This window comes from Roseibium aggregatum (assembly GCF_017309185.1).
In the GTDB taxonomy this organism is placed as follows: Bacteria; Pseudomonadota; Alphaproteobacteria; order Rhizobiales; family Stappiaceae; genus Roseibium; species Roseibium aggregatum_B.
Genome location: NZ_JAEKJZ010000001.1, coordinates 531,874 through 546,322, shown reverse-complemented (window position 1 = coordinate 546,322; position 14,449 = coordinate 531,874). Strand labels below are relative to the sequence as shown.

At 61.9% G+C, this 14,449-nt stretch carries 11 protein-coding genes; 7 read left to right on the top strand and 4 right to left on the bottom strand.

What is annotated here, in order from left to right; genetic code table 11:
- Positions 1 to 168: 168 nt before the first annotated feature.
- Positions 169 to 1,500 (bottom strand): dihydroorotase, encoded by a 1,332-nt coding sequence (locus JF539_RS02505; protein ID WP_207138776.1) that lies wholly within the window; start codon positions 1,498 to 1,500, stop codon positions 169 to 171.
- A gap of 203 nt (positions 1,501 to 1,703) precedes the next feature.
- Between JF539_RS02505 and JF539_RS02500 the strand changes: the two genes are divergently transcribed.
- The 5 genes from JF539_RS02500 (at position 1,704) to JF539_RS02480 (ending at position 6,356) form a co-directional block, all read left to right on the top strand.
- Complete coding sequence (locus JF539_RS02500; RefSeq protein WP_328809187.1) at positions 1,704 to 2,594, top strand: folate-binding protein; 891 nt, start codon at positions 1,704 to 1,706, stop codon at positions 2,592 to 2,594.
- 21 nt (positions 2,595 to 2,615) lie between these two features.
- Entirely contained in the window at positions 2,616 to 3,248 is a 633-nt protein-coding gene (locus tag JF539_RS02495) for a YfbR-like 5'-deoxynucleotidase (protein WP_207138775.1), read from the top strand.
- 73 nt (positions 3,249 to 3,321) lie between these two features.
- Positions 3,322 to 3,828, top strand: coding sequence for a tyrosine phosphatase family protein (locus JF539_RS02490; RefSeq protein ID WP_207138774.1), 507 nt, complete (start codon positions 3,322 to 3,324; stop codon positions 3,826 to 3,828).
- Between the two features lie 505 nt (positions 3,829 to 4,333).
- Positions 4,334 to 5,581, top strand: coding sequence for a cell wall hydrolase (locus tag JF539_RS02485; protein ID WP_207138773.1), 1,248 nt, complete (start codon positions 4,334 to 4,336; stop codon positions 5,579 to 5,581).
- 181 nt (positions 5,582 to 5,762) lie between these two features.
- A complete protein-coding gene (locus JF539_RS02480) occupies positions 5,763 to 6,356 on the top strand; it encodes a HupE/UreJ family protein (protein WP_207138772.1) in 594 nt (197 codons plus the stop codon).
- Positions 6,357 to 6,565: 209 nt separating this feature from the next.
- Here the strand turns inward: JF539_RS02480 and JF539_RS02475 are convergent, their stop codons facing one another.
- Positions 6,566 to 8,173 carry an L-aspartate oxidase gene (locus JF539_RS02475; RefSeq protein WP_207138771.1) on the bottom strand — a complete coding sequence of 536 codons (1,608 nt, stop codon included), beginning with the start codon at positions 8,171 to 8,173 and terminating at the stop codon, positions 6,566 to 6,568.
- A gap of 282 nt (positions 8,174 to 8,455) precedes the next feature.
- Between JF539_RS02475 and JF539_RS02470 the strand changes: the two genes are divergently transcribed.
- Complete coding sequence (locus JF539_RS02470) at positions 8,456 to 9,685, top strand: MFS transporter (RefSeq protein ID WP_207138770.1); 1,230 nt, start codon at positions 8,456 to 8,458, stop codon at positions 9,683 to 9,685.
- 42 nt (positions 9,686 to 9,727) lie between these two features.
- On the opposite strand, the gene JF539_RS02465 is transcribed toward JF539_RS02470, so the two are convergent.
- Entirely contained in the window at positions 9,728 to 10,570 is an 843-nt protein-coding gene (locus JF539_RS02465) for a LytTR family DNA-binding domain-containing protein (RefSeq protein ID WP_207138769.1), read from the bottom strand.
- Between the two features lie 450 nt (positions 10,571 to 11,020).
- Between JF539_RS02465 and JF539_RS02460 the strand changes: the two genes are divergently transcribed.
- Positions 11,021 to 11,683, top strand: coding sequence for a VPLPA-CTERM sorting domain-containing protein (locus JF539_RS02460; RefSeq protein WP_207138768.1), 663 nt, complete (start codon positions 11,021 to 11,023; stop codon positions 11,681 to 11,683).
- Between the two features lie 404 nt (positions 11,684 to 12,087).
- Here JF539_RS02460 and glyS read toward each other — a convergent pair whose 3' ends face one another.
- Positions 12,088 to 14,175, bottom strand: coding sequence for a glycine--tRNA ligase subunit beta (glyS, locus tag JF539_RS02455; protein WP_207140803.1), 2,088 nt, complete (start codon positions 14,173 to 14,175; stop codon positions 12,088 to 12,090).
- Positions 14,176 to 14,449 lie beyond the last annotated feature (274 nt).

Sequence of the window (14,449 nt, the reverse complement as noted above, 5' to 3'; positions counted from 1 at the left end):
ACCCATTGGTTTCCTTCGTCCTTTCATCAATATAAAATCACACTACCCAGCTTTTAACTGTTATTCACATCACAAATTGTACGGCAGTGTGTTCCGCGCACTTGTCAACGCCGGCCGCGTGGTGCGCGCCGGTTCGGACCCTGCGGCAGTACCGGTAAACGGATGACCTCAGACTTTCAGGGCGTCCTGAAAGACAACCGCTTCCCCGCTGGACGCTCCGGTCAGTTCACCTTCCCACATCACCCGGTTGCCCCTGACGATGGTGCCGACCGGCCAGCCGGTGACTTCCTTACCGTCGTAAGGTGTCCAGCCGCATTTGGAAGCGATCCATTCGTTGCGGATGGTTTCCTTGCGCTTCAGATCGACCACGGTGAAATCGGCGTCGTATCCGACGGCGATCCGGCCCTTGCGGGCGGTCTGGAAAAGCCGCAGCGGCCCGGCGCTGGTCATGTCGACAAAACGCGCGAGACTCAGGCGGCCGGCGTTCACATGGTCGAGCATGATCGGAACCAGCGTCTGCACGCCGGTCATGCCGGACGGAGACGCAGGGTAAGGCTTCTGCTTTTCTTCGAGAAGATGCGGGGCATGGTCGGAACCGAAGATATCCAGGATGCCCTGACCCAGCCCCCACCAGAGCCGCTCGGAATGGCGCGGCGCGCGCACGGGCGGGTTCATCTGAACGAGCGTGCCGAGCCGGGAATAGGCCTCGTCGGTCAACGTCAGATGATGCGGCGTGACCTCGATGGAGGCCACATCCTTGTGAGCGATGAGAAAGTCGACCTCCTCGGCTGTCGAGAGATGGAGGATATGGATCTTGGCGCCGGTCTCGCGCGCAATCCGCACCAGACGCTGCGTGCATTGCAGAGCAGCGGTTTCGTCGCGCCACACCGGATGGGATCTCGGATCGTTCTCGACGCGCTCGCCAAGGCGCTCGCGCAGGCGGAACTCATCCTCGGAGTGAAACGCGGCCCGGCGGCGGGTGGCCGACAGGATCTCGTGGACACCGCTGTCGTCCTCCACCAGAAGGTCGCCGGTGGACGACCCCATGAAGACCTTGATGCCGGCTGCCGCGGGAAGGCGCTCCAGCTCCGGAATATCCTTCACATTGTCCCTTGTGCCGCCAACCCAGAAAGCGAAATCGCAATGCATCCGGTGATGTGCCCTGCTCACCTTGTCCGCCAGCGCGGTCTCGGAGACGGTCAGCGGATTGGTGTTCGGCATTTCAAAGACCGATGTGACCCCGCCCATGACCGCGGCTCGCGAACCGGATTCAAGGTCTTCCTTGTGATCGAGACCGGGTTCGCGGAAATGCACCTGGGTATCCATCACGCCCGGCAGCACATGCAGCCCGGTGCAATCGATCACCTCGCCTGCCTGCGACCGGTCGAAGGATCCGAGTTCGGCGATGCGCCCGTCCTTCACCGCCACGTCGCGCCTTCCCTCGCCGTCCTGATTGACGACGGTTCCGCCTTTCAGGATCAGGTCAAAAGTCGTGCTCATAGGGTCCTCCGACGGCGCTGGAACATGGGATGGTCGCACTCAAGATGCTTTCAGGGGGCTTATACGCGGCCCGTTGCCAAAGTGCCAGAGCGGGGAGCAGACAGGCGGCTTTTCCTGGCCTTCCGGCTTGCTCCCCGTTTTCCGGTCCCCTATGTGGAGGTCAAGCGAGCCGCGCTTCACACTCATCTCTTCGGGGGCCCTCCGTGACAGCCATTGCATTAGCCCATCTTCCCGACCGCGCGCTGATCCGGGTCTCAGGACCCGACGCCGCCCATTTCCTGCAGAACCTGATGACCGCGGATATCGGCGATACCGACCGGAATGGCGCCGGTTTCGGTGCCCTGCTGACGCCGCAAGGCAAAATCCTGTTCGATTTCCTCGTTTACAAGTCCGGAGACGCCTACCTTCTGGACGCTCCGGAAGCGGCAGCCGCGGAGCTCTCCAAAAGGCTGAGCTTCTATCGCCTGCGCGCGAAGGTCGAGGTCGAGCAGCTTCCCGCCGAAACCGGCGTGTTCGCGGCATGGAACGGCGCCATCGAAGTACCCGGTGCTCTGCTGACGGTCATCGACCCTCGTCTGGAAGCGCTCGGCCAGCGGATCGTGGGTCCTGTCACCCAACTCAGTGACGCCGCCGGAGCGTCCCTGACGGACATGGCTGCCTATGACGCGCACCGCATCGGGCTCGGCATCCCCGAAGGCCTGAAGGACTACGACTATTCCGATATCTTTCCCCACGACGCGGATCTCGATCAACTGGGCGGCGTGTCTTTCAAGAAGGGCTGCTTTGTCGGGCAGGAGGTGGTCGCCCGCATGCAGCATCGCGGAACGGCCCGCAAACGCTTCGTTCAGGTGGAAAGCACAACTGCGCTTCCCGAAAAGGGAACCGGGATCACCGCGCAGGGCAAACCGGTCGGCACGCTCGGTTCTTCCGCCGCGCTGAACGGACGAACGGCCGGTCTTGCCCTGCTCCGGCTTGACAAGGTTGTCCAAGCCAAGGAAAAGGGCAGCCTTCTCGAATGCGGCGGCGCGGAGCTCCAGGTCAGTCTTCCCGAATGGGCCGGCTTTTCCTGGCCGGAGGCGAGCGCCGCGGATTGACCTTGTTTCACCTGGGGACCGATGCCCTCCGATCAACCGCCGCGCGCCTGGCAACGCATGCTCTCCGGCAGACGACTCAATCTGCTGGATCCCTCCCCGCTCGACGTCGAAATCACCGACATCGCGCACGGCCTTGCACGCGTCGCGCGCTGGAACGGGCAGACCCATGGCGACCACGCCTTTTCGGTGGCCGAGCACTCGCTGATCGTCGAGGACATTGCGCTCACACTCAAGCCGGATCTTGAGCCCGACTGGCGGCTCGCCGTGCTGCTGCACGACGCTCCGGAATATGTCATCGGCGACATGATTTCACCCTTCAAGGCAGTGATTGGCGAGGCCTACAAGGCCGTCGAAGCCCGCCTGCAGGGCGCCATCCACCTGCGCTTCGGCCTGCCCGCCCAAATTCCCTTGAAGGTCAAGAAACTGGCCAAGCGGGCGGATATCGTCTGTGCCTATTTCGAAGCGGTGGAACTGGCCGGCTTCGAAGAACGCGAGGCCGGACGGATTTTCGGCCGCCCCCGCGGCTTTCCGGCCAACCCGGAAGGCAAGCTCAGATACGGTCTGGAACCGTTACCTGTCGCCGAGGCACAGAAAAAATTCCTGGAACGCTTCGAGGCGATCGAAGAGCTGCGCGTAGCTGGGAACAAAGGTTGAAAGCCTGCACGCAAACAGGTGACCTTCTCGACGAATATGCTTACCTTGGCAGCACAAAAACAAATGGTCTGCCATGTTGCACGTGTGTTCTCTTTCCAAACTTTCCGAGACGGTTGCCAAAAGCGGGGCGAAGTCCGTCGTCACGCTGATCAATGTTGAAATGGAGGTCCCGACTCCAAAAGGGGTCGACCCCAGCCGGCATTTGTTCCTGGGTTTCAACGACATCGTCGATCCGGTCGAAGGGCTCACTCCGGCCAGCGAGGAACACATCGAACGGCTGCTGCAATTTGTCAGGTCCTGGGACCGGAAGTCGCCGCTCGTCGTGCACTGCTGGGCGGGGATCAGCCGGTCGACGGCGGGTGCCTACACCACGGCCTGCGCCCTGAATCCGGATGCCGACGAATATCGTCTTGCGGCCGTTTTGCGCCAGCGGGCGCCGTCCGCAACCCCCAACGCACGCATCGTCGCCATGGCTGACAAGCTTTTGAACCGGAACGGCCGCATGATCGACGCGATCCGCGCCATCGGCCGGGGCGAGCGTGCTTTCGAAGGCACGCCGTTCGTCATGCCACTGGAGTGATTTCCACCGCCGACCGGATGGCTCGGGCCGGCGCGCGCGTGTTCAAGGGCGACAGCGAGCGGCCCATCGCCTCCTTTCTGTTCCGTCTTCAGATGCCGGATGCGCGTCCCGCTCCAGGCCTGCGGGTTGGCGGCCAGCAACAAGGTTTGCGCAAGGTCGGCGCATATACTGCTTCCCTATCGGATGAAATATTTGGCTGTCCGGGCGCTCCTTGGCGTCTGTCGCTTCACGGGGGCACCTGTCCCGGAACGAGTCTGTTCCGGCATCTTGCCGTCCGCCGCCCTGGCAGATTTCACCCTGACGAAACATCCGATCGGGCAACAAGAATTAACCCTGTTCAGGCGGGTCCGGTTGTTTACTTCAAGAAAAACGGCGAATTCCGCGCTCATTAACGCTCTCTCAAGGTTAAGCGGACATCTTAAATACAAGTGCCGCTGTTCACTCAGCGTTAGCACTGTTCGCCCGGGGTAGCGGGCGATGTGTAACGAGTTGGAGTTGGCTGCGTATGTCTGGCCCGATATCCCGCAACGGAAAGCGGTTTCCTTCGAAAGTGTCTCAGGATTACGGACCCGTCCGGGCGCGCATGCGCCGGCTGAAACAGGTGCTTGTTGCATGCCCCCTCATCTTCGCAGGGCTGGCGGGTCAGACCGGCGACCAGGATATCTTTGCGCTCATCAACGCCCGGGACGAACAAAGCCCGCGCTGGATGATGGCGCTTGAACCCGCGAACTTCACGTCGAAGATCGCTCCGCAACTCGCCCTTGGAGCCACCAAGGTCCCGGACTACCGGTCCGGTCCGGTTCTGACCCTGACATCGGCTGAAAAAGGGATTGCGTCCAAACCCCTGACCGGGCTGGAAGATGTCGCGCAGAGCCTGCTGCCGACAGAGCTTCCCGAGAAGATCGTTACCAACACCTCGGCCAAGGGCGACCGCCTGATCACCCTGGCGCCGGACCGTCAGATGGTGGACCGGGCCGCGGGCAATCTCTACGCGATGTCCAGCCTGATCTCCACGGAGAAGGATCACGAGGACCTGCCGCGTGTTGCCTTCGTCAAACCCCAGCCGCTCAATTCCGACGAGATCAGCCAGTTCGCCAAGGCCGGCAAGGACGGCAATCCGGACGAGGGCCCGCTCGACCTGCAAAAGGTGATGATGGCGCGCAACGCGGCGGCAGCGAGCTTTTCGCTCGTGTCCGCCTATGCTCCCGACAGCGTCAAGGAAACGAAAGAGCCCTTCGACGCGCTCTTCGGCGCCGCCAAATACGAGCAGGAACTGCCGCCGCCGGAAGACCCGGACAATCCGCACTGGTGGGCGCAAAAGCCCCTGCCGCTGTCCGTCGGTTCAAAGAAGGAACAGCGCTGTCTCGCGGAAGCCATCTATTTCGAAGCCCGCGGCGAAAGCGAGGAAGGCCAGGAAGCCGTTGCCCAGGTGGTCCTGAACCGGGTCAAAAACCCGTCCTATCCGAACACGATCTGCGGCGTGGTCTACCAGAACCGCCACAAGCGCAACCGCTGTCAGTTCTCCTTCGCCTGCGACGGCATCAAGGACCGCATTTCCAGCCCGGCCGCCTGGAAGACCGCGCAGCGCCTCGCCAGGGAAATCGTCGACGGCAAGCATTATTCGAAGATGGTCGATGCCTCGACCCACTATCACGCGACCTATGTCAAGCCGCGTTGGGCGAAGTCGATGGCCAAACGCGGCCAGGTCGGGCTCCACATCTTCTACAAGACCTATGCGGGCGGCTGGAACTGAGCCGTTCGCCGATGACGGGCCGGTCAGGAAAGGACATTTCCCGACACCGCAGGTTTCCCCACAGACCCTAGCATGGCAGTACTGGTAATTCTGACAGGAACGCGATAACGGTTTTCATGTGAACAACATGATCGGCGCGACCCAAACCGGGGCGCCGGACAGACCAAACAAGGATCGTTTCATGATTTACCGCGCAGTCCTGGCCGCCGCCGCCAGTCTTTTCGCCGTTTCTCCGGCTTTCGCACACCTTGACCCCAACGAACACGGCTCGTTCGCCTCCGGATTTACCCATCCCCTGTTCGGCACGGATCACGTGCTGGCCATGATCGCGGTCGGTCTTTGGGCGGCGCTTCTGGGCGGTCGTGCGATCTGGGCCCTGCCAAGCGCCTTTGTCGGGGCCATGATTTGCGGCTTCGTCCTTTCCGTTGCCGGTGTGCCGCTTCCCTATGTGGAGCCCTTCATTCTCACGTCCGTTGTCGTACTCGGTGTCGTCGTGGCTCTGGCCCTGCGCCTGCCGCTCGGCGTCTGCGCGGCCATTGTGGCTGTCTTCGGTGTCTGCCACGGACATGCTCATGGCGGCGAGATCGGATCGGCCGGTGAACTCGGGTACGCGGCCGGCTTCGTGATCGCGACCGCGTTGCTCCATGCCGCCGGTCTGCTCATCGGCTATGGCGCCAATGTCGCCACCCGTGACGACCCGGCCTGGGCGCCCCGGATCATTCGGGGCCTCGGCGTCGCGACTGCGCTCGGCGGCCTCTATCTGGCGGCCGGCTGACGCCTCCAGAACCTGCCGGGCCCGCCCCGGACGAAGGATCGGTGCCGAACGGGACGTCCAGCCTGAGAAAATCGGGTCCGCGCCCGTTTCGGCCACCGATCTGACGGCCGCAAGTGCGATCGCGCCAGAGGCTTCCGACACGGTTTAGGAAAGATTGCCGGTCAAGGCCTGGCGGCGCACACCTCCCGGTCGCGCCGCGCTCATCGCCGTCAGTCAACCTTGCTCTGAAGAACCTCCGCGGAAATCGCGTCGGCTTCCTTCAAGGTCAGATAGCTGCGTCTGGCGCGTTCCGGTTTTTCATCGGGGAAATCGGTGCGGAAATGCGCGCCCCGGCTTTCTTCCCGTTTAAGGGCCGCCGCCGCCACGAGCCTGCCCGCCACCATCATGTTTTTTATGGACTGACGTACGCAAGCCTTTTCCGCCTCGGCAATGTCGGCAAGGGCCGTTTTGAGGCCGTCAGCGTCACGCAAGACCCCGACGTTGCGGGTCATGGTCTCGCGAAGCACGGAGATTGCGGCGCGCTCCTCCGCGTTGCGCTGGGTCGGCAGGTCCGGAGCGCTGTCCATCTCGTTCCAATAGGCGCTGCGCGGCGTCGTCATGAGCCCCTGGATATCTTCGGCGACCCGGGCGGCGAAGACGACGGCTTCCAGAAGCGAATTGGAAGCCAGCCGGTTCGCGCCATGCACACCCGTGGAGGCGGCTTCTCCCGCCGCCCAGAGCCCGTCGAGCGACGTGCGCCCGCTGGCATCGGTCAACACGCCCCCCATGTGATGGTGCATGGCGGGCGCAACCGGCAGAAGGTCTTTCACCGGGTCAAGCCCCGCGCTTTGAACCGCGGAGAAAACGGTCGGGAAATCCTCCTGGAAGCGCGCGCCGATGGTCTCCCTGCAGTCCAGGAAAGCTCCCCTGCCCTCGGCGATTTCCCGATAGATCGCGCGGGCAACGACATCGCGGGGAGCAAGTTCGAGATCCCGGTGCTCGCTCTCCATGAACCGCTCGCCCGACCTGTTGACAAGGACCGCTCCATCACCGCGCAAGGCTTCCGTCGCCAGCGGAGCGGGGTCTCTTCCCACATCGAGAGCGGTCGGGTGAAACTGAACGAACTCCGCATCGGCGATCACCGCCCCGGCCCGGGCCGCCATCGCAAGGCCGTGACCGTTGGCATCGTGAGGATTTGTGGTCCGGGCATAAAGATGGCCGATGCCGCCGGATGCCAGAACGACCGCTTTCGCCGGAAAGGCCAGCCGGGTGATGCCGCCGCGGCGCCGGACGAGGACACCGGTCACATAGCGGCCCTCGCCGAGGAAACTCTCGCCAATATAGCCCTCCAGAACGCGGATGGAGGGCGTCTTGCGCACCGCCGAAATCAACGCGGCCATGATCGCCCCGCCGGCCATATCGCCGCGGACGCGCACGACCCGGCTTTCGGAATGGGCCGCCTCGCTGGAAAATTTCAGCCGTCCTTCGAGGTCCTGATCGAAAGGAACGCCGTACCCCAACAGATCGCGGACCCGATCGCTGGCCTCCCGGGTCATCTGGTCGACGACCTTGGCCTCGCAGATCCCGCAACCGGCGGCAAGAGTGTCATCCCGGTGTTTTTCGACCGAATCCCGTTCGGAAACCGCCGCCGCGATGCCGCCCTGCGCCCAGGCGGAGGTCGCTCCCTCGCCGACGGGGGCATTCGCGATCACCGTGACCGGGCGCGGGCTGAGCTTCAAGGCGCAAAAGAGACCGGCAAGCCCCCCACCCAGAATTACGACGTCATCCACATCCTTGCCCAGATAGGCAGGCGCAAAATCCTCTACCGAAACGGCCATGAAAACTTCCTGGATCAAACGGGGCAGTGCCCCCAACGGCTTCCGGTCCCGAAGCGGTCCGGAAGAAACGACATTTAAGCGGTTTAGATCATCGGGCAACAGGTTTGAAGTAGTTGATGGCCGAAAGCAGCTCTTCGGCCGCACTCCGCGACCGAGCAGGCGGTGCTGCCTCGTCACGGCCGCCCCCATATATTCCCGTTCTTGATCCATCGATCAAAATTACGCGTTTGTGAAAAAACGCGCTCCGGCTATCTTATCGCAAAATCACGATGGGAGTCACTCATGACCGCAGCCACTGGCCGGACCGGCCCCAATATTCCGCTGATCATCGCCTGTGGCTGTCTTGTGGCGCTTATCTCCTTCGGGCCCCGTTCGGCGATGGGCCTGTTCTTCCAGCCGATGACCGAGGCGAGGGATTGGAGCCGGGAGATCTTCGCGCTCGCGATCGCCATCCAGAACCTGGTGTGGGGCATCGCCCAGCCGGTGGCCGGCATGATGTCGGACCGCTACGGCACCTGGAAAACCATGACCCTGGGCGCCGCACTCTATGCCGCCGGCCTCCTGATGATGATCGATGCACAGAGCACGGTCGCGCTGCATGTTTCCGCTGGCGTGCTCATCGGCCTCGGCATCGCGTTTTCCTCCTTTTCCCTGGTGCTCGCCGCCTTTGGACGCACGGTGAGCCCCGAACAGAGGTCTCTTGCCTTCGGGATCGGCACCGCCTCGGGCTCTCTCGGCCAGTTCCTGTTCGCGCCGCTCGGCGGGGCGCTGATTGCCAATATCGGCTGGCAGGACACCCTCCTGATCTTCACCGGACTGGTCGCGCTGATACCGCTGTTTGCAATCGTTCTGAGAGGCAAATCCATTCATGGAGAGGGTGAAGCCGCTGTCAATAACCAGAAGCTGACCTCCGCCGTGGCCGAGGCCTTTCGCACGCGCGGGTATATACTGCTGACCCTGGGCTTCTTTGTCTGCGGCTTTCACGTTGCCTTCATCACCGTGCACCTGCCGCCCTATATCGCCGATCTCGGGCTCGATCCGAGTTGGGGCGCCATCGCGATCGCCCTGATCGGCCTGTGCAACATCGTCGGGTCGCTGATTTCCGGCTATATCGGCGGCCGCCACTCCAAGTCGATTTTCCTGTCGCTGATCTATCTGGCGCGTTCGGTGGCGATCCTTGCCTTCATCATGACCCCGCCTTCACCTGCTTCCGTCTTGGTGTTCTCCGGCGTCATGGGCCTGCTTTGGCTGTCCACGGTGCCGCCAACCTCCGGGCTCGTCGCCGTCATGTTCGGACCGCGCTACATGGCCACCCTGTTCGGCTTCGTCTTCCTGTCGCACCAGATCGGCTCGTTCCTCGGTGTCTGGCTGGGCGGCAAGATCTACGATGAGACCGGGTCCTACGATCTCATCTGGTGGTGCGGCATCGCCCTTGGCATCTTCGCGGCGATCGTGCACTGGCCCATCGAGGAAAAACCGGTGCCGAGACTGGCGCAGGAAGCCGCGGAATAGGCTTTTTCAGCCGGCCGGCACCGGCGGTCAATCCCGAAGGTCCTAAGCGGGAACGGTTTGCGCGTGAGCCTGGAACTGCTGGCGGGCCGCTTCCAGATAGGTTGCGCTGATGGGAAGCTCCCTGCCGTCTTGCAGAAGCGCCCTGTAGCCTTTTCCCTGCTTCTCGATCCCTTGCAGGAAGTTCAGCGCGACCCAGTGCGACCGGTGCACCCGGACGCCGGGATAATCCTCCAGCAAGTCGATCGCGTCGCTCAACCGCATCAGGATCAGGGCCTTGCCGGTCGTCAGGGTGATCTCGGCATAGTGGTCCTGCATCGAGATCGAAACGATCGGCCCGGGCTGTACACCCTCAGGCAGGCGGGACAGGAGCGGAATGCGGCCTTCAACCGGCTCCGTCGGCCGGGTAACGGCGGGCACCTCAGGCTGAGGCACCTGCGAAGCAACGGCCTCACCTTCGTTCCCTTTGACCTGGCGTCCGAACACCATGGGCCAAAGAACGAATTCGGTCAGAAGAAGCAGTGTGGAAGAAATCGTGACTTGCACGAAAAGGAGCGGATACGGGGTTGAAAGCTCCATCTTCGCCCCGACGGTTCCATAAAGGACCGTGATGTATCCGGCGGTTGGAAGTGCCCCGAGCGCAACCCCCAGGACAAATCGCGGATAGGACGGAATGAAGCGCACCAGGCGGCTGTGATAGAACACGTGCACGATCGGGACAAGGATCACCATGCCCCCCAGGACATCAAGGCTCCAGAAGGTCGCTCGCTGCCAGAAATGCATCGATTCGTAAGTCCCGAACGGTCCGACGATGATGGCGAGAAACGTGACCCCGAAATAAAGAAAGAGCTTTCGCTCGGGATCGAAAACAACATCAATTTCACGCATCGCGAAATGGGTCCCACGAATAAATTAACGGATTATCAACGGATTGACGCAGACGCCGTTTCGATTTCTGAGCGTTTCTGATCATGTCGTCAACGAATTTGAAATTGATGAAATTCCGATGCCCAACCCTTCCAAGCATAAAAACTGCGCAGATCAGATTCCAACTTCGTCCTCGCCAGGTGCTTATTCGGCACGGGTTCGGTCTTTCTGGATGAACGGTCTCTGGACCAAGAAACCGTTCTCACGGGCGAACCAACCGGCATCGCCACGTTCGAGCGGTTCCCGGTCCATTTACCTTTCACAAGCCGCCCTGCGGACCGGGTCGGAAACGGGTTCGTCAGCAATGACGAAACAGGGGGGTATGTCTTCAACGGAGACAGTCCCGATTTTGAAACAGCGTGAATGCTTCCATTCAAAGCTGATTTGAGCGAAACAATGCGAGACTTACCGATGAAAAAACAGATTTCAGTAGCGCTGCTTGCGCTTCTCTTTCCGACGTCGCTTTCAGCGGCCACCATGACAATCTCCACCAGCGCCGACGGCTGGACGCAGACTTTCGGCGGGAACAGCGTCAACACGTCTGGTTCGTCCATTAACGTCCAGCAGTCCGGCGGCCTGATCCAGAACGGGATCTTCGAGTTCAGCCTGGCCGGTATCGACGACGGTGCAACCATCAACTCCGTGTCGTTCGAATGGACCAACACCAGGTTCGTTTCAAACACGCCGTCCAACCCTGGTGCGAATGTCGATCTGTTCGCCTATCTGGGGGACGGTTCGGTAACCATCGACGACCATGCCGCCACCGGCGATCAGGTCGCAGACACGAGCGTTCCCAAGGGTGGTTCGGCCGGCGACGTCACGACGATCGCCTTTACCGACCTGACCATGTTTGCCTCTGCGTTGCTGGGCGACCTGCTGACTGTCCGGTTCGAGACAGACAGTTTCGCCTCCTTCCGTATCGCCGCGCTTGAAAGCCTGGACTACGACGCAGCCCGGCTCGTGGTGGACTACACCCCAGGGTCCGTGTCCGCCGTGCCTCTTCCGGCAAGCGGCCTGCTTCTTTTAGGTGCTCTTGGTGGCGTAGCCGGCCTGCGGTTTCGTAAAAAAACCTGATCCGATCTCAGGACCAAAGCACCCGCGCCCGTTCATCCCACTGAACGGGTGCCTTTTCCATTAGCCATTTTTTATGAGGCAATTTCAAAATACTGAGCCCGGCCCCGTGCCGGGCTCAGACTTCTGACAAACCCTCAGACGATCATTGCGGACAAGTGCAGCGGAGCTGTGCGCAGATCCGGAAACCAGAAATCTTCTGCGCCGAAGGCGCTCAATATTCAAATTACATCAGATAGATATGAGAGAAGGTGCTCGCTGTCGCTCGCGCTTGTCAGCTGGATTCCGGCTCACGCAACACCGCTTCGCGGTGCGCTGGCCGGAATGACTACGTGAGGTTTGTCGGCAATTTGAGCCCGGCCGCGTGCCGGGCTCTTTCTTGAGGGCACCCGCCCTTATTCGGAATGCTAACCCGCCACCTTGGAGAAATCCGCCACCACATGGGTCGCGTCGCGGATTTCGGCGAGCAACCGCAGGCGGTTCAGGCGCAAGGCGGGGTCTTCGGCATTCACCAGGATATCCTCGAAGAACCGGTCGACCGGCGCCCGAAGTTTCGACAGGGCTTCCATGGCGCCTTCGAAATCCTCCGCGTCCACGGCCTGCGCCGCATCGGCGCGGGCGACGTCGATGGCCGAGGCCAGATCGATCTCCGCCTGTTCCTGGAAATGGTCCGCATGCGGCTTTCCGGTCACCGCCTGCCCGTCCTTCTTTTCCTCCGCCTTGAGGATGTTGACGGCACGCTTGTAACCGGCGAGCAGGTTTGCACCGTCGTCGGAGGACACGAATTTTCCGAGCGCCTCGACCCGCTTGACCACCATCAGCAGGTCGTCCTGGCCTTCCAGCGCAAAAACCGCGTCGATCAGGTCGTGCCGGGCGCCCTCGTCCTTCAGGTGAACTTTCAGACGATCGGCGAAGAAAGACAGCAGGTCGTCCACGACGACGGCCGAGTCACTCGCGGAAGCGGACTGCAAGCCAATAGCCGAACGGGCAACCTCCGCAATCCTGACCCTCAAACTGTTTTCCAGAACGATCCGGATCACGCCCAGCGCCGCGCGTCTCAGCGCGTAAGGGTCCTTGGAGCCCGTCGGTTTCTCGTCAATGACCCAGAAGCCCGCCAGAAGGTCCAGTTTCTCGGCCAGAGCGACGGCAATGGCAACCGGATCCGACGGAACGCGGTCGGACGGCCCCTGCGGCTTGTAGTGGTCCTCGACCGCGGTGGCGACCGATGCGTCCTCGCCCTGGGTGGCCGCATAGTAGCGGCCCATCAGGCCTTGTAGTTCGGGGAATTCGTAGACCATCTGGGAGACGAGATCGGCCTTGGCGAGTTCGGCGGCGCGCTTCGCCTTTGCCTCATCCGCACCAACGAGGGGGGCGAGCTCGGTGGAGAGTGCGACCAGACGCTTGACCCGCTCGCCGACGCTGCCGAGCTTTTCGTGAAACTTGACCTCGTCCAGCTTGGGCAAGTTGTCGGAGAGTTTGGACTTCAGGTCCGTTTCCCAGAAGAAACGGGCATCGGAGAGGCGCGCGCGGATCACCTTCTCGTTGCCCGCGACAATCGTCTTGCCGCCGTCGCCCGCGACAATGTTGGAGATAAGCACGAAGCGGTTGGCAAGCCGGCCGGTTTTCGGGTCCTTCAGAACGAAGCATTTCTGATTTACCCGGATGGTGAGCTGAATGCACTCGTCGGGAATATCCAGAAAGGCCTCGTCGAAACTGCCCGTCAGCACCACCGGCCATTCGACAAGACCGGCAACCTCTTCCAGAAGCCCGGCGTCCTCGACCAGTTCGAGGCCCAGCGCCAGGGCGCGATCCTTAGCATCGTTCAGGATGATTTCCTTGCGGCGGTCCGCGTCCAGAACCACCTTGTGCTTTTCCAGGCTGGTTGCGTAGTCATCGAAGCGGCGCACGTCGAAAGCCTCGTCCGCCAGGAAGCGGTGGCCACGCGTGGTCTGCCCGGAGTGAATACCGTCGAAATCGAAGCGGATCACGTCCGGCTCCTCGGTCTCCGGCCCGAAGGTCGCCACGATGGAATGCAGCGGCCGGACCCAGCGTGTCGTGGCGCTGCCCCAGCGCATGGACTTCGGCCAGGGAAAACCGCGCAGGATGCCCGGCATGAACTCGGCGATGATGTCGATCGCGGAGCGGCCCGGCTTTTCAATCACGGCCACATAGAAGTCGCCCTTCTTGGGGTCGCTCTGGATCGTCGCGTCGTCCACCGAGTTGAGCCCCGCCCCGCGCAGAAAGCCTTCGACGGCCTTCTCGGGCGCGCCCACGCGCGGCCCCTTGCGCTCTTCCCGTGTCGCCGCGGAGCCGACCGGCACACCGGCGACCTGAAGCGCCAGACGGCGCGGCGTCGCGAATGCCTTCGCACCTTCATAGGGCAGACCGGCATCCACCAGGGCATTGGTTACAAGCGACTTAAGGTCTTCGGCCGCCTTGCGCTGCATGCGGGCGGGAATTTCTTCGCTGAACAGCTCGAGCAGAAGATCGGGCATGGATTTGCTGGCCTTCGGGTTTGGCGGGAACATCGAGGATCCTCGAACCTACCGCCGGACTGTCTTGAGCGTCCGTTACCAAGTCAGCCGCCGCTTGTCACCCCTTTTCCGGAACCGGATGCAGAGCCAGCAAACAGGCACAGATCAGTCACGGCCGGCACAAGCGCATACTCCGTATTATTCGCTAGTCTTGAATTGCTTTTACTTCATTTTTCTTCAAGAAATACGTGAGAAACTCTGCGCAAGAGGATGAACCGAGACTTAGGGCTACCCC